Raw genomic sequence first — 26,914 nt, 5'->3', positions numbered from 1 at the left:
CACTGCCGGGCTCCCAGTCCCGCCGACGCGCGACGTGTCCTTCAAAGACCTGCCGCGGTGCTGTCAACCTTCCTCCTTCGAGGAAGGTTGACCGAACGGCCCAGAGCGGCAGCGCTGTCGCCGCCAGCCTCCAGTTCCGCCGATTCGCAAGGGCTTGGTCTACACCACGGTCACGCAGGTGTCAACCGTCCGAGACGGCTCTCGAAGGCGTGCCGGAGAGCGGGCCCGAGCTGTCTTCGCCTGTCTCGCCAGCCTCGACGGGTTCGCGGGTTCTGCCGGATTCGCAGGTTTCGCCCTGTCCTCGGCAGAGCGGCCAGTCCGTGATGAGACGCCGGCGCCGCGGGCCGGCTGTTGAGGCCCTCGTCAGAAGGAAAGAAGACGAGAACGCGAAGCTATGATCATCTGTCCAGTGCGTGAAAGCAGGGCGTTGCGCTCGCTCGCTTGTGCATCGTGCCGAGGCGCCGTGACTCGCCGCGATGCGTCACCGACGGCAGCAGCGTCCTGCGCGCCGCTCCCGCACGAGCGCCCGAGGTGAGCGGCGCTGCTGTCTCGCGGCGCTGCTGTCTCCTGGCTCGCTGTCCGTTGTTGAGCGGACATGCGGGTCGCCCCGACAGGCGAGAGCGGACATGCGGGTCGCCCCGACAGGCGAGAGCGGACATGCGGGTCGCCCCGACAGGCGAGCTCGGCAAGTTCGGCTCATCGTCGACGCGGCCCGGCGCGTCTACCCGGCGCAGAGGCCGGGCGCAGCCGCGGGCATCCGGCGGCTCGCCCCTTACGCCGGGCGTGGCCCGCACCCATGGAAGCGCCAGACGGCTGCGCGATGGGGGTGAGCCATGACAGGCAGCAAGGACGACAGCAAAGGCCAGGTCCGCAGCGCACGCGGCGAGTCGAGCTCGGCAGAGCAGGACAGCGGCCCCAGCGCCGGGCGGCCCGGCGGAATCGCCCCCGGCCTGCCCGGGAGCCAGACCGCGTCCGAGCGCGAGGGCTGGGGGAGCCTGGGAGGCGGCTACGGCGAGCAAACGACCGGCATCTCCGGCCCACGCCGCCGCGCACGGCCGCCGACCCGGGGCGGACCGGCGGCGAGCCCCGGCCCGGACGACGAGCGGACCGATGAGCAGATCCGCGGCGAGGTCTGCGAGCTCCTCGCGGAGCACGACCAGCTCGACACGGCCGACATCCAGGTCGAGGTGCGCGACGCCGTGGTGCGGCTCGAGGGCGACGTGGACAGCGACGCCCTCAAGGCGCTCGCCGAGGAGGTCGCGGGCTCCGTCGGCGGCGTGAAGCGGATCGTCAACGCGCTCCGTCTCCCCGAGACCGGCGTCGGCGGACGCGTCGGCACACGCGGCGGCGGCCGCGGATCCGCGCTCACCGGCCGCGGCACCTGATCCGCTCCCGCTCCCTGGCGCGCGGCGCCGAAGCCGCTCCCGCGCCCCGGCGCGCGGATGGCGCGGTTGGTCGTCGGCGCGCTCCCCACGCTCCAGACACAACGAAGTCGGCCGCCCATCCGCGTCACCGCGGCAGTGCCTATGTCCAGGCGCGACGCGGCTGCACCCGCGTGCAGCGATTGCGCTCTGCGCTCACCCCCCAGCTGGCCTGACCTCTGCAGACATCAGCGACGCAGGTGGCAGGACGTAGGCATCCAGGGAGAAGCAGCCATGACGACGCGGATCAAGGCAGGATCGGTGAGCTCGGTAACCCTAGCGCTGGTCGGTCTCGCGCTGGGCTGTATGGACACGGACCAGCAGCTGCAGAACGAGAGCGCGGCCGCGCTGGAGAGCGGTGGGACGACATCACGACCGCGCTTCATCGAGGGTGGCTCGATGCCGTACGTGCTCGGCTTCTCGCCGGAGACAGGGCAGATCCTCGGCGGCTCGCACACGCTGCTCATTCCCGTGACCGGGGCGCGCGAGATGATGGACGCCGCGAACCTCCCCACGAGCCTTCACCCGGAGCTCGGGGGAGCCTACAACGTCTTCAACTCGAGCGTGAGGCACGGCCAGGCCACCGGACCGTTCGCCTCGCAGTGGTGGCCTCACAGCAGGAACGGCATCGCGGACCGGTGGAACTCCGTGGTCAAGGACTATGGCAACCTGACGTCCGATCCGGACAACCTCTCTCCGGCGGAGAAGTACGATCTGCTGTTCTACGCGGGACAGGCCCGATCGCTGGAGCCGATCACGAGCTTTCGCGTCGACGAGATGAGCCGGCCGGAGGGGCTGCGCGCGGCGCCGCACCTCGCCCGGGCAGCGCGGGTGGCGGGGCCGACGACCGAGTGGGAGCTGCGCCATCACGGCCTGTATCAAGGCGTGACGCCGGAGTACTGGTGGGGGCACTGCAACGGCTGGGCGGCGTACGTGGTCGCGGAGGGCGGCGGGCCGCCGCGGCGCGACGTCCGCGTCAGGCTCGCCGGCGGCAGGCTGATCGAGTGCGCGTCGGTCGAGCTGGGCTGCATCCTGTTCCGGACGGCGGACATCGAGGCGCTCATGACCGAGGTCTACCACCACGACGCCGTCACCTCGTCCGGGCGACGGTGCGAGATGCGAGCGGACCAGGTCCTGCGCGATCACTACGGCAGGCCCATCGATCCAGCGTGCCGCGACCTGAACCCCGGGACGATGCACGTGGCCATGACCGGCCTGCTCGGGCTGGGCGCGGGCCCCATCAGCGCCACGTCGAGCGGAGGACGGGCGCGCCGCTCGTTCGTCGTGGACCACACGTGGCATCGAGAGGTCTGGAGCTATCCGGTGACGTCGTTCTCGATCGACGCCATCGAGGAGGTGAGCGCGCAGCGGGCGGCGCAGCTCGTCTGCAGCGGCGGGTTCCAGGGGGCCGATTGCTACAATTACAGGTTCAACCCGAGCGCGAGCCGCTTCGTCCGCGTCGCGGCGCGCTACGGGATGATCTCGGACGAGGTGAGCACCGCGGCGCTCCTCCAGCCGCCCGCGCTGCGCAACGTCGCGCCCGTGAGCTCGGAGCTCCATTACGTGCTCGAGCTGGACCACCAGCTCCGGGTGCTCGGCGGCGAGTGGATCAAGAACCCCGCGTTCATCAACGGCATCAACGGCAAGGAGATGCACCCGGATTACCTCTGGCTGCCGGTGAGGCCCCAGGGCGCCGGGGAGGACAGCGACGATCTCGGCGGCTCCGGGGACAACCCGTACATCTCGTATTCGCGCGCGAAGGCGCTGCTCACGCTCTCGCGGGGGTACTGAGCCCCCGGCCTCCTCACGCCCGCGCGCGCGGGCGGCCGCCCTCGCCGGCCGGAGCGGCGGCCCCGCGGCCGGCCCCTCAGTCCGCGCGCGGCCCCCTCACCTCGCCGGGCGCCCCGCCGGCCCCGAGGTCCTGTTCGCCCGCCCCCGCCGCCTGCGGCACGACGCCGCGGTCGGGCGCTCCGAGCACGCAGGTCTCTCTCCCCTCGACGACCTTGCAACGGTGGTCGGCCGGGCACTTCCCGCCACACGGCAGCCGCACGCACATCCCTGTCTCGGGATCGCACGTCGTCCCGGCCTGACAGGACGCATAGCAGATGTCGTACACCTCGCGCTGCACCACGGTCGCCCCGGCCGCTCCGACGAGGGTCGCCGCGGCGCCGGCGTAGTCGTTGCCGTGGCTGGCGGGCTCCGTACCGTCGCCGACGGGCGTCGTCCGGACGACGCCCGGTGAGAGCAGGAACTCGGGTGGCCCGTGCTTCGGCTTCAGGCAGCCGACCAGCGCTGGCGCCGCGCAGCAGGACAGCAGAAGGAAGGCGATCCGCATGGAACCGAGATCCTGCATACGACCGATCCAGTTCGCGAACAAGGCAAGAGCACGCCCCCGGTCCCGCTGCCCACGCCCGACGCGCCGCGGCCGCAGCCGCGGGCGGTCAGGTCCCGCCGAGGACCGCGCCGCGGATCGGACCGCGAGAAGGAGCACGCACGTCTCCGACATGTGAGCTGGTCCACGTGACCTCCCCGGCCCTCTACCCTACCCTCCCGCCATGAACGCGCTTCGCCAGCTCCGCCTCATCGCGCTCCTCGAAGGCCTGTCCTTCCTGCTGCTGCTCTTCGTCGCGATGCCGCTCAAGTACCTCGCCGGGCTGCCGCTCGCCGTTCGCGTCGTCGGCAGCGCCCATGGCCTGCTCTTCGTGCTGTTCGTCGCCGCGCTCGTCCGCGCCGCCGCCAGGCACCGGTGGTCGATCGGCCGCGCGTCGCTCGCGTTCGTGTCGTCGCTCATCCCCTTCGGGACGTTCGTCCTCGACCGCTCGCTGCAGCGCGAGATCGCGGCCACCCCGCCGTCCTGACAGAGGGTGCGCGGGCGCCCCTCCGTCCCAAAGATACCGCTTCAGCAGAACCTTGATCCTTCGTATCGACGGGGTGCGCGCGGGCCTCGCGGAGGCGCCGTGAGCGTCGCTCGCGCGGCGCCGCTCGGCCATTTCCTCGCGCGCGTTTCGTGTCTAGCCTCGGCCTCATGCTTCGTCTTCCCACGCTCCTCCTCGTCGTCGCGCTCGCCGGCTGTGGCAGCGCCCCGAGCGCGCCGCCGCAGCCGGCGCCGAAGCCTGTGCCGGTCGCGCCCGAGCCCGAGCCCGAGCCCCCGCTGGACGACACGCCCCTGCTCGACGTCATCGCGGCGCAGCCGACCGAGATCCTGCTGGACGGCGAGCCGATCGGGACGACGCCGATCTCGGGGCGCAAGGTCGAGCCCGGGCTGCACGAGGTGACGTTCGTGGACCCGGAGCGCGGCAACCGGACCATGATGGTCGAGCTCAACCCCGGCGAGGCGAAGACCGTCCAGTCCGACCCGGTGCCTCCCATCAAGGAGATGGGCGGCGGCGACAAGGAAGGCGCCAAGGAGTAGAAGGAAGGCGCCAAGGAGTAGCCGGTTGCCCGTGGACGTGAGCGAGACAGGTCATCGCGTGCTGGTCGTGGACGACACGCCGACCAACCTGCGGGTGCTCGTCGAGCACCTCGATTGTGCCGGGATCGACGCCCTCACGGCCTGCGACGGCGAGAGCGCGCTGGCGCTGCTCCGCCACGAGGTCGCCGATCTCGTCCTGCTCGACGTCGTGATGCCGAAGGTGAACGGCTTCGAGGTGTGTCGCCGGCTGAAGGAGGACCCTGCCACGAGGGACATTCCTGTCATCTTCATGACCGGCCTCACCGAGACGGCCGACAAGGTGAGGGGGTTCGAGGTCGGCGGCGTGGATTATCTGACCAAGCCCATCCAGCACGAGGAGCTCCTGGCGCGAGTGACCACGCACCTCTCGCTGCGCGCCCTGCAACGAGCGCTGCAGGAGGCCAACAGCGATCTCGAGCGCCGCGTCGCGGAGCGCACCGCGGATCTCGAGCACCTCAACGAGGAGCTGCGCGCGACGAACCGGGCCTACAGCCGGTTCGTACCGACCGAGATGCTCGGCTTCCTGGGGCGAGACCGGGTCGTGGACGTCGCGCTCGGCGATCACGTCCAGATCGAGATGACCGTCCTGTTCTCCGACATGCGCGGGTTCGCCGCCCTGACGGAGACCATGACGCCCGGCGAGGCGTTCTCCTTCATCAACTCCTACCTCGGCCGGCTCAGCCCGATCGTCAGGCACCACGGGGGCTTCATCGACAAGTACATCGGCGACGCCATCATGGCGCTCTTCCCGCGGGCGGACGACGGCGTGCGCGCGGCCGTCGCGATGCAGCATGCGGTGAGGGAGTTCAGCGAGGAGCGCCGGAGCGCGGGCCTGTCGCCGATCGGCATGGGCATCGGCCTCCACACCGGCAGCCTGATGCTGGGCACCATCGGCGAAGCGGCGCGCATGGAGGCGACGGTGATCTCGGACACCGTGAACCAGGCGTCGCGCCTGGAGGGGCTCGCCGCCCGTTACCGCGCGGCCATCGTGATGAGCGAGCATACGATGGCGGCGCTGCGCGCCCGGGAGGGCTACGGCCATCGCTCCCTGGACCGGGTGCGGCTCAAGGGCAAGCGAGAGCCCGTCTCGATCTTCGAGGTGTTCGACGGCGATCCCCCGGAGACGAGGGCCCGCAAGCAGAGGAGCCGGCCTCGCTTCGAGCAGGCGCTGGCCGACTATCACGCCCGGAGGTTCGCGGAGGCCAACCTGGGCATCGCTCACGTGCTCTTGCAGGACCCGGCCGACAAGGCCGCGCAGGTCTACCAGCAGCGCATCGCGCACCTGATGGCGCACGGCGCGCCGGACGGCTGGACCGGCATCGAGAACCTCACGGAGAAGTGATGCTCCCCGCCCGGGGCCGCCGGGCCCGCGCGCGGCCGCGCCGGCGGGCGATCACGGGGGCGGGCTGGCCGGCCGATCCATGCCGCGCACCGCGCGGAACGCGTCGGCGGTCGCCTGCGTGTTCTGCGTCGACACGATCCGGAGCCGGTCGCCCTCGCGCCGCGCCACGTGCACGAGGATGCCCTGCATGTCGGGCACCGGTTGGCCCTCGGGGGACAGGACGCCCGTCAGCTCCCAGGCCCAGCGGACCACCGCGATGTCCGGCGCGACGAAGCGAGTCTCGACACGCACGCTGGAGAGGCGGCTCTGCCGGAAGACGGTCTTGTGGATGCCCACGTGGCTCTCGCGGATCGCCGGCCGCCCGTGCCACCACAGCCCGAAGATGTTCACGAAGTCCGCGTCCTCGGCGTGCAGGGCCGCGAACGCATCCATGTCGTGCCGGTTCCAGGTGTCGTTGAAGGCCGCGACGAGCTGCTCTCCCATCGCCTGCTGCGCGCGCGCGTCGGGCATCACCGGCTCTGCGGCCGGCGCGGGCGTCGCAGGCGCGGGCGTCGCAGGCGCGGGCGTCGCAGGCGCGACGGGCGGCGGCGACGCCGGGGCGCACGCGAGGACCGAGAGCGGCAGAGCCAGGGCGGCGAGGGCTCGATGCATGGGGCGTCCTTACATCCGATCTGCGCGGGACGTCAACCGGCGGCGCGCTCGACCGGGGCCACGGGGCTTGTCCGCCGGATCCTGCCTTGGCGCCGCCTGGCGGAGATCGATGGCCAGCGCTGCGGCAGGGCCGGCGAGCTCCGCATCATCGCGAGAGCCCGCGCCGCGCTGAGCTCACCGGAGCGCGTACTCCAGTCCCCAGATGTTCACGGAGCTCCGCTCGGGATAATAGACGGTGAGCTCGTCCGAGGTCTCGAGCCGGGCGGCGTCGATCAGAGGATCGGAGAAGAACCGGCCCGCGTCGGCGGCGTCGAGGAGCTCCCAGGTCGCGTAGCCGTCGCTCGGCGAGGCGCCGGCGATGCGCAGATCGGGGAGGATCGCATAGACGTTCTCCGTGGAGGAGATCGCGAGCTTGCCACGGAAGTTCTGGATCACCCGCAAGCCGAGGCCGTGGCGCGTCCAGGTCCCGTCGGTGTCGCGGACGTAGTGGAAGAACTCGCTGCGTGAGCGGGCGCTGGTGAAGTTCGCGTTGTTGGCCTCGCCGTCGGGAAGGTGCGAGAGCAGCACGTGGACGCGACCGCTCGCGTCGACCGCCATGTGCTCCTGGTTGATGAGCCCGCGGTTCTGGCCGATGGGCCACACCGAGAGGCCGGCGGTGTCCCGCGTGACGAACGACGCGCCGGTCGTCGCGACCTTGTCCCCTGCGCTGTTGTGCCAGGTGCGCCCGTGATCATCGCTGTAGATGTACAGGAGGTCGTGGTTCGTCGTGGGGTCGGGCGTGTCCCGCCAGCACCACGCCGCGTGGAGCCGCGCGCCGCCGCGCGTGTACGCGAGGCCGTGCAGGTACGCGTTCATGCTGGCGTCCGTGCCCTCGATGTACTCGCCGAGCGAGGTCCAGGCGTGCGTCGTGGTGTCGTATTCCCACAGGTGCTCGTCGCCGCTGCCGCTCTCGCCGATCCGCGCGCTCAGGAGGAGCTTCTCCCCGCCTGGCTCGGTGACGAACCGCGGGTACGTGACGAGGGCCACCCTGGTCGAGCCCTCCAGCGCGCTCGAGACCGCGCTGAAGCTCGCGGCGGCCCAGGCCACGTTCTCCGGGTCCGTCAAGAGGCCCGCGACCGAGCGGCGGTAATGCAGCGGGCTGCCGTGGTGGTCGAAGGCGAGGTGCAACGTGCCGTCGCCGGGCGCGATCCCGAGGGAGATCGTGTTGTGGGCGTCGTCGGCGCTCAGCCGGTGGTCCTTGAAGTCGAACTTCTGCCAGGCCCCGGCGGCCCCGCCGGGGCTGGACGGCAGCCGCCGGCGCGCGAGGACGACGTTGCGGTTGGTATTCCAGAAGGCCGTGTACTGGTAGCCGCCGAACGACACGATCGCGTCCTGCTGGAACGACTCGCCGTTCACATAGCCGCCATAGGACACCACGGTGAGCCCCGACTCCGCGAGCTTCCCCTCGCCGAGCTTGTCGATCCCGGGCGCGACGGCCTCCGCACCCCCGCCGCCCCCCGCGCTCGTGCCCCCCTCGCCCGCGCCGCCGGTCCCCGCGCCGCCGGCTCCCGTGCTGCCGGTGCTTGCGCCACCGCCCGCGCCCCCCGCGGGGACCTCGCCCGTCGCGCCGCCGCCCGCGCCGGTGGTCGCCGGGGTCGTCGCGCCCGCGCCCCCCGAGCCCGAGGCCGCGCTGCCCGCGGCGGCCTCCCCGCCCGAGGCCGCCCCGCCGGGTGGGGGTGCGCCCTCGCCGCCGCCGCAGCTCGAGAGGCAGCCGACCGAGACAAGGAAGAGCAGCAGGGAGGAGCGATGGCCGAGGGTCATGGCGAGACGTCCTGGGAATCGATCTTCATCGGATCGTAGGGGGCGGTCATTTCCGGGATGATATCGCAGTTCGGCGCGAGGATACGCTCGTGCCAGCAGGCTCCAGAAGACATCACCGGAGGAAAGATCCGCTGGCGTCACGCCCCCGCACCGCGATCACCGCGGGCGCGTGGCGAGTCAGCCGCTGCTGTCGTAGGGACGGGTGAGGATCTCGAGGTAGTGCCCGTCGGGATCGGCGAAGTACAGGCCGCGCCCGCCATTTTCGTGGTTGATCTCGCCGGGCCGCTGGGCCCGGGGATCGGCCCAGTACGGGATCTGACGCGCGCGGATCCGGCCGAAGATCTCGTCGAACCTGGCCTCGCTGACCAGGAAGGCAAAGTGCCGCGAGCGGATCTCGCCGGGGCTGTCCATGAAGTCGAGCGTGACGTTGTTGTCGAGCCGCACCGCCAGGAAATGCCCGAGGGGCACAGGATCGGAGAGGCCGAGGATCTCGGTCATGAAGGAGGCGGACGCCTTCTTGTCCCGCGCCGCGACGATCGTGTGATTGAGCTGCACTGTCATGCTCTCCCCCTGGTGGTGGCCGAACCGGCAGGTCTCGGTGAAAGCTTGCACGTGGCTTCCCACAAACCGTTGAGATAGACCAGCCCCAGCGCGCGGTCGTACAGGCCATACCCCGGCTTGCCGGTCTCGCCCCAGATCATGCGGCCGTGGTCCGGGCGCACGTAGCCGTCGAAGCCGACGTCGTGATACGCCTTCACGATGGCGGCCATGTCGAGCGAGCCCTCGCAGGACAGGTGGGCCGACTCGAAGAAGGTGCCGTCCTCCTGGACCGCCACGTTGCGCAGGTGGGCAAAGGGAATGCGGCCCATGCCGCCGAGCTCGTACACCAGCGACACGATGCTGTTGCACGGGTCCGCGCCCAGCGACCCGGAGCACAGCGTGATGCCGTTGGCCGGGGAGTCGACCGTCTTCACGAGGCGCATGAGGTCGTCGCGGTTCTTGAGGATGCGCGGCAGGCCGAAGATCGGCCGGGGCGGGTCGTCCGGGTGCATGGCCATGCGGACGCCGACCTCCTCGGCGACCGGGATGATGCGCGCGAGGAAGTGCTCGAGGTGCGCCCAGAGGGCGTCCTCGCCGACGTGCTTGTACTCGTCGAGGATGGCGCGGAGCTGCTCCGGCCTGTAACTCGTGTCCCAGCCGGGCAGCGCGATGCCCTGCTCCGGATCGATCCCCGCCACGGCCTCGGCGTCGAAGGCCAGGGTCCGCGAGCCGTCGGGGAGCTCCCGGGACATCTCGGTGCGGGTCCAGTCGAAGACCGGCATGAAGTTGTAGCAGATCACCTTCACGCCGGCGGCCGCGCAGCGCCGGATGTTCTGGCAGAAACTGTCGATCAGGCGCTCGCGGGCCGGCTTGCCGAGCTTGATGTCCTCGTGCACCGGCACGCTCTCCACCACCTCGAACCTGAGGCCGACGCCCTCGATGCGCGCCCTGAGCGCCTGGAGCCTCTCGGCCGGCCATACCTCGCCCACGGGCACGTCGTAGACCGCCGAGACGATGCCGTGGATGCCCGGGATCTGGCGGATGTGCTCGAGCTTGACGGGGTCGTCCTCGCCGTACCAGCGGAAGGTCATCTTCATCGTTGCGATCTCCTCGGGCGACGGGCTCGGCGAGAGAGCGTGGCGCGGTCGGTTCCCGGCGGGACCGGGGCGCGCGACGTCGGGTCTCGCTGCGAGGCATCGTACAACCAGCGGGGAGCAGGTCCAAGCGATCGGCGAGCGGGCGAGGACTGGGGCCGGCGCGCGGAGGGCGCGGGCGGGGGCCGGGCGTGGAGGGAGGAGGGATAAGCGTGCACGCGCACGCGCACGCGCACGAAGAGGCCAGACGAGGACGGGAGACGGGAGACGGGAGACGGGAGACGGGAGACGGAAGACGGAAGACGGAAGACGGAAGACGGGAGACGGGAGACGGGAGACGGGAGACGGGAGACGGGAGACGGGAGATGGCGGGGTTGCCAGCGTCCGTTTTGTGGATTCGAGAGCAAGATCCGGAGCGCGGGACTCTTCGGGCGTCGCTAGCTTCCCTCGTGATGCGGGCACGCGCAGGGGAGGTCGTTGGACGCGTCTGCGTGCAGACCGCCTTGCACAAGGAGAAGACACCATGACCAGGCGACTCGAGGGGAAGGTTGGTATCGTGACGGGCGCGAGCTCGGGGATCGGGCGGGCGACCGCCGTGGCGTTCGCGCGGGAGGGCGCGAAGGTGGTCGTCGCCGGCCGCCGCCCCGATGAGCTCGAGGCCACGGTGCAGGCCGCCGCCAGGGCCGGAGGGCAGGCCGTCGCGCGCGCCGCGGATGTCACCAGGGAGGAGGACGTCCGGGCGCTCGTCGGCTTCACCCTGGAGAGATTCGGCCGCCTCGACGTCGGGTTCAACGCCGCGGGTGGGACCTTCGGCGGCGCGCTGACCCACCAGCTCGACGTGGGCGACTTCCGCTCCTGGCTGGAGAGCTACCTGGTGGGCGCGTTCCTGTCGACCAAGCACGAGGTCGCCGCAATGCTGGAGTCGGGCGGAGGCAGCGTGATCAACGTGGGCACGTTCGTCGGACACACGAAGGCGCTCCCCGGCACGGCAGGGTACGCCGCGGCCAAGACCGGGCTCATCGGCCTCACGCGCACCGTCGCCGCCGAGTACGCGACGCAGGGAATCCGCGCCAACGTGCTCATCTCCGGCGGCGCCGACACCCCCATGTTCCGCCTCTGGAACGACACCGACGAGAAGCGCGCCTTCGCGGCAGGGCTCCACGCCATGAAGCGCATCGCGTCCCCCGACGAGATCGCCAGCGCGGCCGTGTTCCTCGCGAGCGCGGACGCGTCGTTCGTCACCGGGACCACGATGGACGTCGACGGGGGTGTGTCGCTCGGATAGGCGGCGTGACCACCGCGCTCGCCCCGCGAGGGCGGGCGCGATGACCCGCGGCCCCGGCGCGCGCCGGCGCGATCCCGATGCCATCGATGACATGAGAAGCTCCTGAATCACAAGCCGGGCGGCGCCCGGACAGGCCGAGGGGGATCGGGGGGCTCAGGAGCGGTGGGTCATCGCGCGCACGACCGTCCAGGTCACGCAACGCGGACCCTGGCCCCCGGATTGCGCGCAGAAAAGCCCTCGATGCACCTCGGGCTCGCCGCGGCGTTTCGCGGTGGGAGATCGCCGCGACCGCCAGCCCGGTAACGCGACGCTCCGGCGGCGCCCGCCGTCCCCTCGCCCATCGCCAGCCGGCGGCGCGCCGCGCTAAGGTGCGCGCCATGGGCAACGCCGCCGTCCGCCGGCGCATGAGCGCCGCAGAGTACCTCGCGTGGGAGCGCGAGCAGCCAGCAAAACACGAGTACCACCTGGGTGACGTGTTCGCGATGGCCGGCGGCAGCCCACGGCACGACTTCCTGTCGAACGCCGTGGGCGCAGAGCTCCGCGCGAGCGTGCGCGGCACGGGGTGCCACGTGCTCTCGTCCGATCAACGGATCTCCGCCCGGCAGGGCGAGCGCTACGTGTACGCCGATGCGGTGGTCGTATGCGGTGGTGTGCGGACGGAGCCAGGCGAGAGCGATGTCCTCGCGAATCCCACCGTCGTCGTCGAGGTGCTTTCGCGCAGCACCGAGACCTCCGACCGCGGCGAGAGGTGGGAAGGATACCAGCGCCTCCCCTCGCTGACAGACTATCTGCTCGTCTCGCCGTGGCACGTGCGCGTCGAGCACTTTCGACGGGAGGGGGATGGCTCCTGGCGGTATCGTGTGCACGAGCGGGGCGACACGATCGCGCTGGCGAACGGCGCGCAGGTCTCGGTCGATGCCATCTATGACGGTGCCTTCGAGCTCCCGGCCGACTGACTGACGCCGTGGGCCGTCGCGGCTCGAGGCGCAGCGGATCGCCGCAGCGGGCTCGCCGCAGCCGCGGGCCCGAGGTCGCGCGCGGCGCGCGCCCCGCCCCGAGCTCGCCCCGCGAGGGGCCTGCGACCGGCCCTCGGCCGACCCCGCGGAGTTTCACACCGGGCGGCCGGATGTGGCAGCATGCCGGCCGGAGGAACCCTGCCGTGCGCCTCGGGATCGATTTCGGAACCACGCGGACCGTGGTCGCGTGCTGCGACCGCGGGAACTACCCCGTCCTCAGCTTCCAGGATGCAGCGGGGGATCCCGTGGATTTTTACCCCTCGGTGGTGGCCGAGCGGGGCGGGGAGCTCCGGTTCGGCCTCGACGCCCTCGCGGTCGCCTCGGACCCGGCGTGGTCCGTGCTGCGGTCGTTCAAGCGCGTGCTCTCGGGCCCCGGCGCCTCGCCCGACCTCGAGGTCGCGATCGGCGGGACCCGGCTGCGCGTGCTCGACCTGCTCACCCTCTTCCTGAGGTCGCTCCGGGACGCGGTGCTCCACCGGTCGAACCGGCCGAAGAAGCGGCAGGACGACGAGCGGCTCATCTGCGTCGTGGCCACCCCGGCGAACGCGCACGGGACGCAGCGCTTCGTGACGCTCGACGCCTTCCGCCGCGCCGGCTTCGAGGTCGTCGCGCTGCTCAACGAGCCGTCGGCCGCCGGCTTCGAGTACACCCACCGCTACCGCAGCACCATCACCTCGAAGCGCGAGCACATCGTCGTGTACGACCTCGGGGGCGGGACGTTCGACGCGTCGCTCGTCCACATGACCGGGCGGAGCCACGACGCCGTGGCGACGGCCGGGCTCAACCACCTCGGCGGCGACGACTTCGACGCCGCGCTGGCCTCGGCGGCGCTCGCCGCGGCCGGCGTCGAGCGCGAGGCGCTGCCGGCGCGCGCGCTCGCCGCGCTCGCCGACCAGTGCCGCGAGGCCAAGGAGCGCCTCAACCCGAACACCCGGCGGATCGTCATCGATCTGGAGGCCTGCCTCGGCGATCGGGCGCCGGCCCCGGAGGTCACGATCCCGGCCGCCGACTACTACGACCGGTGCGCGCCGCTCGTCGAGTCGACGATCACCGCGATGCAGCCGGTGATCGCGCGCCTCGACGCCGGCGCGGGCGAGGCGCTCGCCGACATCGCGGGGATCTACGTGGTCGGCGGCGCGAGCTCGCTGCCCATCGTCGCCCGGACGCTGCGCGAGCGGTTCGGGCGGCGCGTCCACAGGTCCCCGTACCCCTCGGCGGCGATCGCCATGGGCCTCGCGATCGCGGTCGACGAGGACGCGGGCTTCGAGCTCTCCGACCGGCTCTCGCGCCACTTCGGCGTGTTCCGGGAGGGGAGCGGCGGGAGCGAGGTGATCTTCGATCCGATCTTCGACCGGGAGGCGCGCGTGCCGTCGAGCCGCGAGGCGCCCGTGGTCTCGCGCCGCGTCTACCGGGCGGCGCACAACGTCGGTCGCTACCGGTTCGTCGAGTGCGCGACGCTCGACCGGCTCGGCGTGCCCCACGGCGACATCACGGCCTTCAACGAGGTCGTGTTCCCCTTCGACCGGCAGCTCCGCGACCGCAGCGCCGAGCTCGCCGCCGTGCCCGTGCAGCGCATGGGCGACGAGGGGCCGCTCATCGAGGAGCAGTACGCGATCACGCCGCACGGGATCGTCGAGGTGACGATCACGGACGTGGAGGCGGGGTACAGGCGCGTGTACCAGGTCGGGGCGTGAGGGGCGCGGTCGCGCCGGGTTGACCGCCGCCGGCCCGGCGGGGGCGCGTGGAGGTCCTCGAGGGCAACGGCCATCGGTCGAAGCGGCAATCGCCCGAGCGGGTCGACGCGCTCGTCGCCGGGTTCCTCGCCGAGGGGCGCGACCGGCACGTGGACGATCGCTGACATCACCTGGGTCACTGCGGCCACCGCAACCTGGGTCGGGATGGAGGCGCCCGAACCGCTCCACGGGTGCCCCGAACCGCTCCACGGGTGCCCCGAACCGCTCCACGGGTGCCCCGAACCGCTCCACGGGTGCCCCGAACCGCTCTACGGGTGCCCCGAACCGCTCTACGGGTGCCCCGAACCGCTCCACGGGTGCCCCGAACCGCTCCACGGGTGCCCCGAACCGCTCCACGGGTGCCCCGAACCGCTCCACGGGTGCCCTTTTCGCCTCAGACCCCCGGTGGCCCCCCGGTCTGGTGCCCTTTTCGCCTCAGACCCCCGGTGGCCCCCCGGTCGCGTCACGGGAGCAGCCGGCGCAGCGCCTCGATCACGAGCGGCAGGCTCACGAGCGCCCCGAGCGTCGTCACGACCGCGGTGGCCGCGGCGAACGGTCCATCACAGCCGTAGCGCGCGGCGATGATCACGGAGACCATCGAGGTCGGCATGGCGGACTGCAGGACCGCCACCTCGGAGACGGGCCGCTCGAGGCCGAGCGCGACCGCCGCGCCGAGCGCGACCGCCGGGGCCAGGAGCAGCTTCACCGCGGCGACCGCCGCGAGCGGGCGCACGCGGCCGCGGAGCGATCGCAGATCGAGGCTGAGGCCGAGCGCGAGGAACACCAGCGTCGGGGTCGCGCTCCCGAGCGCGTCGAGCGCCCGCGTGAGCCACGAGGGCAGCGGGATCGGCAGGGCGTGGAGCGCGAGCCCGACCGCGATCGACGGCACGGCCGGCTGGCGGAGGAGCGCGAGCAGGCTCCGGCCGTCCACGTCGCCGCCCCCGCCCATGCGCGCGGCGATCGCGACGCCGAGCGTCCAGAGCATCAGCGTGGTGACGATGCTGTCGACGAGGATCGCCGTCCCCGCCGCGCCGCCCGTGGGACCGTACAGCGCGAGCACGACGGGCACGCCGAGGAAGCCGGTGTTGGAGAAGCTGCCGACGAGGCCGGCGGCGCCCTGCGCGGCGCGCGGGAGCCCGAGCGCCCGCGCGACCGCGACGCCCGCGAGGGCGCACGCGAGGAGCGCGGCCGTCGAGGCAGCGACGGCGCCCCACGCGCCGTGGCCGATGCCCGAGCGGCGCAGCACCGAGAGGACCAGCGCCGGCGTGGTGACCTCGATGACCAGCCGGTGCAGCACGGCCGCCTCGGCCTGGCCGCCTCGGCCGAGGGCGCGCAGGAGCACGCCCACGCCGAGCACCGCGAACAGGGCCAGGAGCTGCGAGATCAGGTCGCCCGACGGCACGGGCGGCTCTTAGCTCGGCCGGGGGCGCCGTCCAGCGCCCCCTGGGCTCGCGCGCCGCCTCAGGGCACGAGGTCCTGAACGGCCTGGACGATGGCCTTGGGGTTCATGCCCAGGCGATCCATGACCATGTCGCCGGGGGCGCTGGTGCCGTAGCGGTCGATCCCGAGGGCGATCCCCTTGGAGCCGACCCAGCGGTGCCAGCCGAACGTGACGCCGGCCTCGATCGACACGCGCCGGGTGCACGCAGCGGGCAGCACGGCCTCGCGGTAGGCGTGGTCCTGGCGCGCGAACCGCTCGATGCAGGGCATCGAGACGACGCGGACGCCGGGGCCGAGCTGCTGCGCGGCCGCGACCGCGTGCTGCACCTCGCTGCCCGTCGCGATCACGAGGGTCTCGAGCGCCGCGGTCTCCTTGACCAGGACGTAGCCGCCGCGCCGGACGCCCTCGCGCTTCGCCGCGGCGTCGCCGGGCAGCAGCGGGACGGCCTGCCTCGTGAGCGCGAGGACCGTCGGGCCGTCGTTGCGCTCCAGGGCGGCGATCCAGGCGCCGGCGGTCTCCTCGGCGTCGGCCGGCCGGATGACGTCCAGATCGACGATGGCGCGCAGCCCGGCGACGGTCTCCACGGGCTGGTGGGTCGGGCCGTCCTCGCCGACGCCCACGGAGTCGTGCGTGAAGATGTAGATGACGGGCAGGTGCGAGAGCGCGGCGAGGCGGATGCTCGGCCGCAGGTAGTCCGCGAACACGAGGAACGTGGCGCCGCTCGGGCGCAGGCCGCCGTGGTACGCGATGCCGTTCAGGATGGCGCCCATGCCGTGCTCGCGGATGCCGGCGCGGATGTTGCGGCCGCCGGGGTGCTCCGGATCGAAGTCGGCGCTGGACGCGATGTAGTTGAACGTCGAGCCGTAGAGGTCGGCGCTGGAGCCGATGAGCGAGGGCACGGCCTCGGCCACGGCCTGCAGCACGGTCTCGCCGGCCTTGCGCGTGGCGACCTTCGTGCCGGCGGGGAAGGCCGGGACGCGCGCGTCGAGATCGGCGGGCACCTTCCTGGCGAGGGCGTCGTCGAGCTCCTGGGCGAGCGCCGGGTTCTTCGCGCGCCAGGCCTGGAAGGTGGCCTCCCACGCCGCGCGCTGCTTGCCGAGCTCCTCCTTGCGCCGGGCGAAGAACTGCTTCACCTCCTCGCTGACGTAGAAGTGCTCCTGGGGCAGGCCGAGGCTCTTGCGCGCCTGGTCGATGAACTTGGCGCCCCCCTCGCCGTGGGCCTTCTGCGTGCCGGCGACCTCGGGGATCCCCTTGCCGATGAGGGTGCGGGCGATGACGAACCTGGGCTTCCCGCTCTTCGACGCGCGCGCGCGGCCGAGCACCTCGTGCACGGCCTGGAGATCGTTGCCCTGCTCGATGGTGAAGATCTCGAAGCCGTAGGCCTCGAAGCGCTTGGCGGTGTCCTCGCTCTGGGTCTTCGCGGCCATCGCGTCGAGGGTGACGTCGTTGGCGTCGTAGATGAGGATCAGGTTGTCGAGCTTGAAGTGCCCGGCGAAGGCGGCCGCCTCGGCGGCCACGCCTTCCTGGAGACATCCGTCGCCGGCGAGGCAGTAGACGGTGTGATCGACGATCGTGTGGTCCTTGGTGTTGTAGCGGGCGGCCAGCATCCGGGCGGCGACCGCGTGCCCCACCGCGTTGCCCACGCCCTGGCCGAGCGGCCCGGTCGTGGCCTCGACCCCCTCGGTGTAGTGGAACTCCGGGTGGCCGGGCGTCTTCGACTCCCACTGGCGGAAGCGGCGGATGTCGTCGAGGGACAGGGGGTATCCGGCGAGGTGCAGCCAGGCGTAGAGGAACATGCTGCCGTGGCCGGCCGACAGGACGAAGCGGTCGCGGTTCAGCCAGTGCGGGTCGCTCGGGTCGTGGCGGAGGAGGTCGCCATAGAGGACGGCACCGATCTCGGCGGCCCCGAGCGGCAGGCCGAGGTGACCGGACGAGCAGGCGTGGACGGCGTCCATGGCGAGGCCGCGGGCGATCGTGCTCGCGGCGGCGAGCTTGGCGAAATCAGGCATGGCGCGCACTCTATAACCCAAGTTCGACGCGATGCGCGCCCTTTTGCGCACCCTCCCTCCCCCGCCCTTCCCGTGGCTGGTCGGTTCGGGGCGTGCCTCGGTGGGCGATGAATCGTGCGGCCCTCGGCGGGGGCCGGGTCGAGCGCCGCTCGGTGGGCGCCGGGTCGAGCGCCGCTCGGTGGGCGCCGGGTCGAGCGCCGCTCGGTGGGCGCCGGGTCGAGCACCGCTCGGCGGGAGCTCGGTTGTCCACGCTCTCTCGGGATGCGCGAGACGCGTGGGTCGGCTGTCTGGCCAGGGCCTGGCGGGGGCGGCCGCGCGCCCGGAGCTCGCCCGGAGCTCGCCCGGAGCTCGCCCACCGTGCGCTGGTAGACCGCGTCGACGCGGAAGTGCGTGCCGCTGCACGGCCGCCCCGGCCACGCGGTGCGGCGCTCCGCGGTCGACGGCGAGCGCCGCCTGCGGCCCGACAGGACCACGGCCACGCGCTCGATCGGCGGCACGGGCTGTCAGGCGGGCGCAGGCGCGGCGGCCGGCTGCGGCGCGAGGCGGACCGGCGCCGACGCCTGCTGCGCAGCCTCTCGCTCACGCCTCATTGCAACCGTCTTGCGGTACTGCTCGGCCTTCTCGGCCTGGACCTTCTCCTGATACTCGTGCGCGAGATACAGCTCTCGAAGCTTGAGATCGAGGTACACTTTCGTGATCTCGCATTCCTGAACTCCGACGAGCCCGTTGATGGCCTCCCACGACTTCTTGATACGAGACTCCATCACGTTCACGTTCTTGTAGCTCACCTTCGCGATGGCGGCGTCAGATTCGCCGTTGAACGCGCGCAGGATGAGCTTGAGGGTCTGGCTGATCTGCTTCCGCCCTTCCGCGACGCTCCCGTTCACCGTCCATTCAGTGCGGCAGATGGCGGCCGACCTGTCCTTGAGCATCTGCTTCTGGCGCTCGCGAATCCGCTCCAGCTCCTTCTGGTAGTGCTCCGAAGACGAGAAGGCGTACCGGGGCCGGTAGAAGCCAAAGGACTGGAGGTTCGACTCCTCGTCGAGCGCGCGCTGCTCGGCGCGGAGCTTCTCGATACCGGCCTGCAGCGATGCCAGCTCCGCCGTGCCCTGCTGGAGCTGCCCCTGGAGCCCCTGCTGCGCCTGTTCCCACTGGGTCCTGGCCTGTGTGATCTCCCCCTGCAGGCGCGCCCGGTCCGTCTCGAGCTGAGCGAGCACACGCTGTCGCTCGGCTTCGACGTCGAGGACGCCGCGGAAGCGCTCGAGATCCGCCTTCATCCGCTCGGCGGCCTCACGGACCCCGTGGAGCTTGGCCCTCTCGGCCCTCAGCTTCACGACCCATCCGACGAGCACGGCGATCGCAAGGAGCGCGACGCCGAGCAGGGCTCCCGAGAGTTCTTCCATGGCCGAGCACCCTCCCGTGAGGGGCAAACCTGCCAGGGACGATCGTAGGCCCCCTCGCCAGGATCAACGTACAGGGCGTGTCATCGCCATGAAAGGCGTTTCCTCCCGAGCAGCACCATTCGCACCGCTGCACACTCTTCGGCAACCCACGCCTGGGTTGGTTCGCTGCGGCCCGGTGCGGGTTACCCCGAGCTGGGTGGATCGCCGGACGGGATCATCCCACCTGGACACGGTCGCGGGTGCCCGCGCATCGGTGGTCGCGCGTCCGGCAGCCTGTGCTCCCCGGGGAGCTCACGAGGGGCGGATGGGCTCCGTGAGCCAACGAAGCAGCGCCTCGCTCTCGAGATCGAGCAAGGCATCCTCGACCTCGCCCGGGCCGCTCGCGCGCGCTCGCTCGACGATCATGCGCTCCTCGTCGGGCGTCGGGCGCCGCCCGAGCCGCCGCGCGAAGAGGCGACCGAGCAGCTCCGCGATCGCCTTCTGCTCCCCCCGTTGCTCCCCTCGTTGCTCTCCTCGTCGCTCGGCCTCGATGATCATCTCGCCGATGATCGGCGTGCGCCGGAGCAGCCCCTCTTCCTTGTCCTCCACCATCGTGACGAGCTCCTTCCACAGAGTATGCCCCCAGGGATCGAGGGTCGCCATCACCAGCAGCGCCGTGTACAGCTCGGCCCGCTCCTCGGCGCTCGCCGCCCGTGCGTCGATCTCCGCGACGACCCCCCGCAGCGCCGCCGCGGTCGCGTCCCGCGCGAGCGGCGCGAACAGCAGCCACAGCACGCTGCCGCGCGCCCGGAGCTCGCCCACCGTCCGCTGGTAGACCGCGTCGACCCGGAAGTGCGTGCCGCTGAACGGCCGCCCCGGCCACGCCGTGCGGCGCTCCGCGGTCGCCGGCAAGCGCCGCCTGCGGCCCGACAGGACCACCGCCACGCTCTCGATCGGCGGCACCGGCTCGCCGGGCGCCTCGAGCCGGAGCGCCGCGAAGAGAAAGCCGAGGTACTCGAAGATGCGGTCCGGTACGTCGTCACGGAGCGCGAAGCAGAACTCGACGTGCAGCACCCGCGGCTCGCCGCCCACCCGCAGGCGCAGGGCCTTGTCGAGCCGACGCTCGATGTTCGTGACCTGGCTGTCGACCCAGCCGACCACCTCGATCGGGCGGCCCTCGGAGACCAGCGCGCGCACCAGGTCCTCGGGGCGCCTCCGGGCGAGGTGGCGCAACGTGATGTCCGCATCTCCCATGCCCGGCGCCCACGGCAGATCGCGTACCAGGCATTCAGGACACCGGAACCGTGGCCATCCGGGCGGTGGTATGCCCGCCGCGCGCATGGCGGCGCCATGGCGGAGGGCCGCCGCGCGCCCCCCGGGCGCGAATTCCGCGTGCGCCGACAGCGCTCGTCCTGTAGGGCAGATCCATGGCCGACATGCTCGTCAACCTCCTCAAGCTGCCACCCCTGACGCCGCTGCTCCAGGACCTGCGGCGGGCCGGCATCGTCGTGCGCCGGGCGGCGCCGTACGAGATCAGCCGCGTCCGGCAGTTCGTGGAGCGGCACTTCACGGCGGCGTGGGCCGACGAGATCAGCGTGGGCTACGCGCACAAGCCCGTCAGCGTGTTCCTCGCGATCCGCGAGGGCGACGTGCTCGGCTTCGCCGCCTACGAGTGCACCCGCCGCGGCTTCTTCGGCCCCACCGGGGTCGAAGAGCGCGAGCGCGGCAAGGGCATCGGCAAGGCGCTGCTCCTCGCCGCGCTGCACGGGCTCGCGGAGATGGGTTACGCGTACGGCATCATCGGAGGCGTCGGGCCGGCCGAATTCTACGCGTCCGCCGTCGGCGCCACGCTCATTCCCGACTCGACGCCCGGGATCTACGCCGATCCGCTCTCCGACACGGACCCGCGCGACGGCGAGGCGCCGCCGCGCTGACGGATACCCCGGCTGGCGGGCCGGCGGCCTGATCGTCGCCGCGTGCCTCCGCGCGATGACCACCTCGATGGGCCTTGACGGGCCCCGGCGCCGGGAGGAACGATGTCGCCCCGAGCTCCTCCAGAGGTCACGATGAGGCTCTATTTCAGCCCCGGCGCCTGCTCTCTCTCCCCCCACATCGCGCTGCGCGAGGCGGGCCTCGAGTTCCATCTGGAGCGGGTCCACCTCGGCACGAAGAAGACGAGATCAGGCGCGGATTTCACCAGGATCAACCCCAAGGGGTACGTGCCCGCGCTGGAGCTCGAGGACGGCCAGGTGCTCACGGAGGGGCCCGCCATCGTGCAGTACATCGCCGATCTGCGGCCCGGGTCAGGGCTCGCCCCGCCGGCCGGCAGCCTCGATCGGTACCGGCTGCAGGAGTGGCTGAGCTTCATCGGCACCGAGCTGCACAAGCAGTTCTCCCCGCTCTTCACCCCGCGGGCGCCGGACGAGCAGAAGACGGCGGCCAGGGCCTACCTGGGCCGCCGCTTCGCGTTCGCGGCGCAGCGCCTCGACGGCGCCCCGTACCTGATGGGAGATCGATTCACGGTCGCGGACGGCTACCTCTTCACCGTGCTCACGTGGACGCGATTCGCGAGGATCGATCTCGGCGCCTTTCCGGCCCTCGTCGCGTACGCCGAGCGCGTCGGCGCCCGCCCCGCCGTCCAGGCCGCCATGAAGGCCGAGCGCGAGGAGAGGTAAAGTCCGGAGTGTAAGCCGGCACGTGATTCACCGCCGCCGGACAGGCCGGCCGGGCGTCCGGGAAGGCCCTGGCCCCAGGCCGGACAACCCCTCATCCCCGAGAGCGCCGCCGCGCCCGCCGCGTCCCCTTGGCCTGCGCGAGCTCCGCCTGCAGCGCCTTCACCTCGGCCTCGAGCTTCTGGTTCACCTCGCGCACCTTCGCCTCGGCCTCGCGCGCCTGCGCCTCGGCCTCGACCGGCGTCGGCAGCAGCTCGCGGCCCTCGCGGTCGCGCGAAAGCCGGAGCATCGGGCCGATCGACGGGTCCTCCACCACCGTCCACCAGAGGCCCAGCGCCTCGCACACGCGCAGATCCGGGTCGTCCGGCGCTCGCTCCACCAGGTCGCCGTCCAGCGCGTCCCAGACGCGGATCGGTCGCTCCCGATCGTCGGGATGGAAGCGCACGAGCTCGCGGATGCCCGCGGCGCGGTACCGCTCGAGCTTCTCGTCCCAGTCAGGCTCGCCCTCGTCCGACTCGCTCACGATCTCGACCCCGACATCGGGCGCCCCGTGCAACCAGGTCTTCCAGGTGCGGAAGACCCGGTGCGGCATCCCCAGGCGCACGAAGGCGTCGGGGGCGAGGCGCTTCTTCGAGGTCGTCGGGTCCCAGTAGACGAACTGATCCGAGCCGACGGTCGCCACGGAAGCCAGCTCGCGCTTGAGGATCAGGTAAAGCGCCGTGCGAAGCTCCAGGTGGCGGTTCGTCTCGGGCACCTCTTCGGCCTCGGGAAAGTACACCGGCTCGGGCTGGCGGCTGTAGACGTGGGCCCGCGCCCGCGCGCGAGGCGCAGCGGACGGGCGGGCGGTGGGCTCGATCGCGGACATGGCCTTCACGACGATATCATGACCGCCACGGCGCGGCATCGAAGAGCCCGGGGCCGCGACCCGGGAAATGAGCCTCGCCTGCGCGCGAAGCTCCCGCAAGAGCGCCGAAGAAAACCGGACCGAGCCAGCCGGCCGCGGGAGAGGCGCGGAGCCGACCCTCACGCTCTGGCCGGTTCGGCCAGCGGCCGCACGACCCGGCACGGGTTGCCAGCGGCGAGGACGCCCTCCGGGATGCTGCGGGTGACCACGCTGCCGGCGCCGATCACCGAGCCGGCGCCGCCCCACGAACCCCCTCGCCGGGGGCGGGCAGCTCGGCAAGGCCTCCCTCGCCGCCCCGCCCCGCACCCGCGCTCGGGCGCTCAGCCCTTCGAGCTCTTCGGCCCGAGCGGCCCGCCGTCGCCCGGCATCCGCGCATAGACGCCCGGATGCGCGGCCGCGAGCCACTGGTTGACGTGGCTCATCACGTGCGGGCGCTCGGTCCTGAGCTGCAGGTAGCGCTGGCCGCGCGGCACGAGCACCTGCTCGGACACGTCGCTGCCGAACTGCTCGGCCAGCACCTGCACGACCGGCCCCACGTCGAAGAACTTGCAGCTGAAGAGATCGAAGAACGCCTCCTCGCTGTCCGGGAAGATATGCAGCGTGATGTGCGACTCCGCGATCATCACCATGGCGCTGATCACCGGAGTCCCGTCGCGCGTCGCCGTCTTCACCACGAACGGCCGCATGATCGGGGTCATTCCGATCTTCGAGGGCAGGTGGTCGAAGATGTCGAAGAGCGAGTCCAGCGAGGTCGGCCCGCGGTACGGGCTGAAATGCAGGAACAGGTGAGGGCCGAAATCGGCGTCCGGGCTCACCACCTCATGGCCCCTGCGCTCCCGGATGTCCCCGCCGTCGCCGCGATCGACCGTCTGCGTGAACACGCTGCGGCAGGGGAGCGTCGTCTGGAGCATCATCTGCACCCGCTGGGGGTCGAACGTCCCCGGGTACACGAGATCCGCGAAGAAGCACTCGCGGAAGCTGAAGGTGTGGATGGTGAGGTGGCCGCCGAGCAGCAGCACGAAGGCGCTGATGCCGCAGTCCTCCGCCACCACACCGTTGTAGTACGGCAGGATGAACGGGGGCATCACCGGCTTCAGCCGGAGCACGCCGGGCACCTCCTCCAGGAGCTCCTGCGCCAGCTTCACGTCATCAAAACGGCTCCTGAAGCCGTGGAAGCCATCCATCGTGAAATGGGTGAGGTTCTTGCGCGCCTTATGCATGTTGCCCCTTCGTCGACGAGTTGAGCGATGCTACTCCACACGGAGCAGGCGCGAGCGGAGAATTTGAGGATCCGGCGCTCAATCCGCCTCGCGCATGTGCTCCACCCGAAGATCAGGTGGGGAAGCCGGGCACAAGCATGCCTGTCGTGCGTTCCGGCTGGCGTTCCGCTGCTGCTTCATCCAGCCGCTCCCCGGACGACGGCGGCGCGCCCTCGCCACCTCGGATGAGCTCGCCCGCGGCCCGCCGCGCTGGCCAGAGGGCCGGACCAGGAGCCGTGTCGACACAGACCGATCCGTCATGTCCACGCCCAGGACGACAGGGGCGATATCACGTCTCGCTTTCTGGGTGCCGGCTCACTGAAAGAGTTCAGCCCGATGCGCCGCCGTCCGGGCGCGCAGGCTCGCCGGCGCCGGCGATCCACCCGCGCTGGATCGGGCGTCGAGGTGCGATAAAAAAGGCGCGGCCCCGGCGTCATCCGTCGCTGGCTCGACGCGCGGAGGCGTAGAATCCGGGGAACCATGACCCGATCCCCCTCCGACAAGGACCCGCCCAAGATGGCACCGAGCAGCGCCGTGCCGCCGCGAGGGACCCCGCCGGAGCCGACCGCGACGCGCATCCAGAGCAGCAGCTACGTGCCTTCGGCGCCGTCCGCGGCGCGCAACGGCAACAGCAGCTGCCTGCCGCCGGCGCCGCCCTCGAACCGCAACGGCAGCACGCTGCCGCCCCCGCAGCAGGTGCCCGCCCCGCCGCGGGCCAGCCACTTCCCGCAGGACGCGCGCGTCCGGCGCGACCGGCCGAGCGCCCCGCTCGGCGCGCACGCCGGCCCGCTCGCGCAGGACCTGCGCGGCCTCCGGGACCGGCCGAACGCCGCGGCCACGGCGCGCAGCGGCCAGCTCGCGCAGGACCCGCTCAGCGGCTGGGACCCGGCGGAGACCCAGCCCGCGCCGCTCGTGGCCCAGCCGCAGGCGGAGCCGGCGAGCGCGCGCGCGCCGGAGGGGCTGCGCCACGAGGAGCTGGGCGCGGCGCCCGCGCGCGGCCCCGCGCCGGCCTCGTCGCCGGGCCGGCGGCTGTCGGCCGCGGCGTCGCCCTCCTCGCACCACGGCGCGCCGACGGGGCGGCCGGCCGCCGCGCGCGAGCCGCAGAAGGCCCAGGAGGCCCAGGGATCGGGGCACGACCCGTACACGCCCATCAACCAGATCCTCGGGTACACGCGCCTGCTCGTGGCCTCGCTGCAAGGCAAGGTGGCCCCGCAGCACATCGAGGACATCCGCAGCATCGAGCACGCCTCGCGCAAGCTGCTCCGCATCGTGCAGGCGATGGAGGGCGGCGAGGACACCGCGCCGTCGAGCGTGCGCGTCCACGTCCCCTCCGCGCACGAGGAGCCCGCGGCGGTCCACGCCGCCGAGCCCGAGGGCGGCACGCGCGGATCCATCCTGGTGGTCGACGACAGCCGGGGCAACCGGGACGTCCTCTGCCGGGTGCTGCGGACGAACGGCTACCGCACGGCCGCGGCCGAGGACGGCCCCCGCGCGCTCGCGCTCGTCGCGCGCGAGCGCTTCGACACCGTGCTGCTCGACGTGAACATGCCCGGCATCAGCGGCCTCGGCGTGCTCTCCGCGATCCGCCAGGGCCGGTCGCCGGCGGAGCTGCCCGTGATCATGGTGACCACGCGCGGCGCGAGCGAGGACGTGGTGGAGTCGCTCAAGCTCGGCGCCAACGACCACGTGACCAAGCCGATCGACTTCGACATCCTGCTCGGGCGCCTGGACACGCAGCTCACGCTCAAGCGATCGCGCGAGCAGCTCTCGCAGCTCGCCGCGGAGCTGTCGGTCAAGAGCGAGTTCATCCGCAAGACGTTCGGCCGCTACCTCAGCGACGACGTGGTGAACCGCCTGCTCTCCTCCCCCGAGGCCCAGCTCCTCGGCGGCGAGGAGCGCGAGGTGACCATCCTCATGACCGACCTGCGCAGCTTCACCACGATGACCGAGAACATGCCGCCCGACGTGGTCATGCGGCTGCTCAACGGCTACCTCGGCGAGATGGCGCGCATCATCGTCGCGCGGGGCGGCACCATCATCGAGTTCATCGGCGACGCGATCCTCGCGCTGTTCGGCGCCCCCTTCGCGGGCGGCGACGACGCCCGCCGCGCGGTCGCCTGCGCCGTCGAGATGCAGCTCGCGATGGACGCGGTGAACGACAGGAACAGCGCCGAGGGGCTGCCCACGCTCCAGATGGGCATCGCGCTCAACACCGGGCCGGTCGTCGTCGGCAACATCGGCTCCGAGGCGCGCACCAAGTACGGCGTCGTCGGCGCCCAGGTCAACCTGACGTCCCGCATCGAGTCGTGCACCGTCGGACGGCAGATCCTCATCGCGGACAGCACGCGCCGCGCCGCGGGCGCGGGGCTCCTGCTCGGCCAGAGCCACGCGCTCTCGGTCAAGGGCTTCTCGAGCCGCGTGCTGGTCCACGAGGTGCTGGGCCTCGACCACCCCGAGCGGCTGTACCTGCCCGAGCGCCGCGCCGAGATCCTCCCGCTGTCGTCGCCGCTCCCGATCCTGTGCGCGCGGCTGGCCGGCAAGCGGCTGGAGGGCGAGCCGCAGTCCGCCCTCATCCTCGGGCTCTCGCCGTTCGGCGCCGTGCTGCGCCTCCACCCCCGCCCGCCGCCGTTCACGAACCTGAAGCTCCACCCGCCCGGCGCGCTCGCCGAGCAGCTCGGCGGCGAGCTGCACGCGAAGGTGATCGAGCTGGATCCGCGGGCCGAGGATCAGGTGCGCATCCACTTCACGTCGTCGCCGCCCGGGCTCGTCGGGCTGGTTCAGGAGCTCCACCGCGCGGAGGCGTGACCGCGCCGCGACCGCCCGGGCAGGAGCGGAGGAGCGCCAGGAGATCCCATCGGCCGCGCCCGGTCGATCCGGCGGCCGCGGCCCGGCGATCGGGAGCGAGCGAGGCGCC

Annotated in this window: 22 protein-coding genes and 1 pseudogene; 11 read left to right on the top strand and 12 right to left on the bottom strand. The window is 72.2% G+C overall.

Annotation, left to right across the window (positions count from 1 at the left end):
- The first annotated feature begins 833 nt into the window (after positions 1 to 833).
- Positions 834 to 1,385: a BON domain-containing protein gene (locus WMF31_RS18250; protein ID WP_436603172.1), complete on the top strand. Its 552-nt coding sequence runs from the start codon at positions 834 to 836 to the stop codon at positions 1,383 to 1,385.
- 270 nt (positions 1,386 to 1,655) lie between these two features.
- Complete coding sequence (locus tag WMF31_RS18245) at positions 1,656 to 3,212, top strand: hypothetical protein (protein WP_436603171.1); 1,557 nt, start codon at positions 1,656 to 1,658, stop codon at positions 3,210 to 3,212.
- 76 nt (positions 3,213 to 3,288) lie between these two features.
- Here WMF31_RS18245 and WMF31_RS18240 read toward each other — a convergent pair whose 3' ends face one another.
- Entirely contained in the window at positions 3,289 to 3,756 is a 468-nt protein-coding gene (locus WMF31_RS18240; RefSeq protein WP_436603170.1) for a hypothetical protein, read from the bottom strand.
- A 220-nt stretch (positions 3,757 to 3,976) separates the two neighbouring features.
- On the opposite strand from WMF31_RS18240, the gene WMF31_RS18235 reads away from it, so the two are divergent.
- The 3 genes from WMF31_RS18235 (at position 3,977) to WMF31_RS18225 (ending at position 6,214) form a co-directional block, all read left to right on the top strand.
- Positions 3,977 to 4,279, top strand: coding sequence for a DUF3817 domain-containing protein (locus tag WMF31_RS18235; protein WP_436603169.1), 303 nt, complete (start codon positions 3,977 to 3,979; stop codon positions 4,277 to 4,279).
- 167 nt (positions 4,280 to 4,446) lie between these two features.
- Complete coding sequence (locus WMF31_RS18230) at positions 4,447 to 4,833, top strand: PEGA domain-containing protein (RefSeq protein ID WP_129348247.1); 387 nt, start codon at positions 4,447 to 4,449, stop codon at positions 4,831 to 4,833.
- 31 nt (positions 4,834 to 4,864) lie between these two features.
- A complete protein-coding gene (locus WMF31_RS18225; RefSeq protein ID WP_436603168.1) occupies positions 4,865 to 6,214 on the top strand; it encodes an adenylate/guanylate cyclase domain-containing protein in 1,350 nt (449 codons plus the stop codon).
- A gap of 51 nt (positions 6,215 to 6,265) precedes the next feature.
- On the opposite strand, the gene WMF31_RS18220 is transcribed toward WMF31_RS18225, so the two are convergent.
- From WMF31_RS18220 to uxuA, 4 genes are all read right to left on the bottom strand, one after another.
- On the bottom strand, positions 6,266 to 6,865 hold the full coding sequence (locus tag WMF31_RS18220; RefSeq protein ID WP_436603167.1) for an SgcJ/EcaC family oxidoreductase: 600 nt from the start codon (positions 6,863 to 6,865) through the stop codon (positions 6,266 to 6,268).
- Positions 6,866 to 7,039: 174 nt separating this feature from the next.
- Entirely contained in the window at positions 7,040 to 8,665 is a 1,626-nt protein-coding gene (locus WMF31_RS18215) for a BNR repeat-containing protein (RefSeq protein ID WP_436603166.1), read from the bottom strand.
- A gap of 177 nt (positions 8,666 to 8,842) precedes the next feature.
- On the bottom strand, positions 8,843 to 9,226 hold the full coding sequence (locus WMF31_RS18210) for a VOC family protein (RefSeq protein WP_129348251.1): 384 nt from the start codon (positions 9,224 to 9,226) through the stop codon (positions 8,843 to 8,845).
- Positions 9,223 to 10,302, bottom strand: coding sequence for a mannonate dehydratase (gene uxuA / locus WMF31_RS18205; RefSeq protein ID WP_436603165.1), 1,080 nt, complete (start codon positions 10,300 to 10,302; stop codon positions 9,223 to 9,225). The genes WMF31_RS18210 and uxuA overlap by 4 nt, the downstream gene beginning before the upstream one ends.
- Before the next feature lie 520 nt (positions 10,303 to 10,822).
- Here uxuA and WMF31_RS18200 point away from each other — a divergent pair.
- The 3 genes from WMF31_RS18200 to WMF31_RS18190 all read left to right on the top strand — a co-directional run bounded on the left by WMF31_RS18200 (position 10,823) and on the right by WMF31_RS18190 (position 14,294).
- Complete coding sequence (locus WMF31_RS18200) at positions 10,823 to 11,584, top strand: SDR family oxidoreductase (protein ID WP_436603164.1); 762 nt, start codon at positions 10,823 to 10,825, stop codon at positions 11,582 to 11,584.
- A gap of 377 nt (positions 11,585 to 11,961) precedes the next feature.
- A complete protein-coding gene (locus tag WMF31_RS18195; protein WP_436603163.1) occupies positions 11,962 to 12,540 on the top strand; it encodes a Uma2 family endonuclease in 579 nt (192 codons plus the stop codon).
- Between the two features lie 203 nt (positions 12,541 to 12,743).
- The gene (locus WMF31_RS18190) at positions 12,744 to 14,294 is read left to right on the top strand and encodes an Hsp70 family protein (protein ID WP_436603162.1); all 1,551 of its coding nucleotides are present in this window, start codon (positions 12,744 to 12,746) and stop codon (positions 14,292 to 14,294) included.
- Positions 14,295 to 14,796: 502 nt separating this feature from the next.
- On the opposite strand, the gene WMF31_RS18185 is transcribed toward WMF31_RS18190, so the two are convergent.
- The 4 genes from WMF31_RS18185 to WMF31_RS18170 form a co-directional block, all read right to left on the bottom strand.
- Positions 14,797 to 15,735, bottom strand: coding sequence for an AEC family transporter (locus WMF31_RS18185; protein ID WP_436603161.1), 939 nt, complete (start codon positions 15,733 to 15,735; stop codon positions 14,797 to 14,799).
- Positions 15,736 to 15,794: 59 nt separating this feature from the next.
- Complete coding sequence (tkt, locus tag WMF31_RS18180; RefSeq protein WP_436603160.1) at positions 15,795 to 17,783, bottom strand: transketolase; 1,989 nt, start codon at positions 17,781 to 17,783, stop codon at positions 15,795 to 15,797.
- 503 nt (positions 17,784 to 18,286) lie between these two features.
- Positions 18,287 to 19,186, bottom strand: a complete 900-nt coding sequence (locus WMF31_RS18175) for a DUF4041 domain-containing protein (RefSeq protein ID WP_436603159.1) — start codon at positions 19,184 to 19,186, stop codon at positions 18,287 to 18,289.
- Between the two features lie 291 nt (positions 19,187 to 19,477).
- Positions 19,478 to 20,419: a hypothetical protein gene (locus WMF31_RS18170; protein WP_436603158.1), complete on the bottom strand. Its 942-nt coding sequence runs from the start codon at positions 20,417 to 20,419 to the stop codon at positions 19,478 to 19,480.
- A gap of 173 nt (positions 20,420 to 20,592) precedes the next feature.
- Here WMF31_RS18170 and WMF31_RS18165 point away from each other — a divergent pair, with 173 nt between their 5' ends.
- Complete coding sequence (locus WMF31_RS18165; protein ID WP_436603157.1) at positions 20,593 to 21,099, top strand: GNAT family N-acetyltransferase; 507 nt, start codon at positions 20,593 to 20,595, stop codon at positions 21,097 to 21,099.
- A gap of 132 nt (positions 21,100 to 21,231) precedes the next feature.
- Positions 21,232 to 21,840, top strand: coding sequence for a glutathione transferase GstA (gstA, locus tag WMF31_RS18160; RefSeq protein ID WP_436603156.1), 609 nt, complete (start codon positions 21,232 to 21,234; stop codon positions 21,838 to 21,840).
- A 91-nt stretch (positions 21,841 to 21,931) separates the two neighbouring features.
- Here gstA and WMF31_RS18155 read toward each other — a convergent pair whose 3' ends face one another.
- The 3 genes and pseudogenes from WMF31_RS18155 to WMF31_RS18145 all read right to left on the bottom strand — a co-directional run bounded on the left by WMF31_RS18155 (position 21,932) and on the right by WMF31_RS18145 (position 23,961).
- Positions 21,932 to 22,702, bottom strand: coding sequence for a Uma2 family endonuclease (locus WMF31_RS18155; RefSeq protein WP_436606573.1), 771 nt, complete (start codon positions 22,700 to 22,702; stop codon positions 21,932 to 21,934).
- 158 nt (positions 22,703 to 22,860) lie between these two features.
- Positions 22,861 to 22,995: pseudogene (locus WMF31_RS18150) on the bottom strand (sugar O-acetyltransferase); the annotation flags it as partial.
- A gap of 66 nt (positions 22,996 to 23,061) precedes the next feature.
- Positions 23,062 to 23,961, bottom strand: coding sequence for an S-adenosylmethionine decarboxylase (locus WMF31_RS18145; RefSeq protein WP_436603155.1), 900 nt, complete (start codon positions 23,959 to 23,961; stop codon positions 23,062 to 23,064).
- Between the two features lie 519 nt (positions 23,962 to 24,480).
- Between WMF31_RS18145 and WMF31_RS18140 the strand changes: the two genes are divergently transcribed.
- Positions 24,481 to 26,805, top strand: a complete 2,325-nt coding sequence (locus WMF31_RS18140; protein WP_436603154.1) for a response regulator — start codon at positions 24,481 to 24,483, stop codon at positions 26,803 to 26,805.
- Positions 26,806 to 26,914 lie beyond the last annotated feature (109 nt).

Source organism: Sorangium sp. So ce1036 (genome assembly GCF_051369805.1).
Taxonomy (GTDB): domain Bacteria; phylum Myxococcota_A; class Polyangia; order Polyangiales; family Polyangiaceae; genus Sorangium; species Sorangium cellulosum_F.
This window is presented reverse-complemented; position numbering and strand designations above follow the sequence as displayed.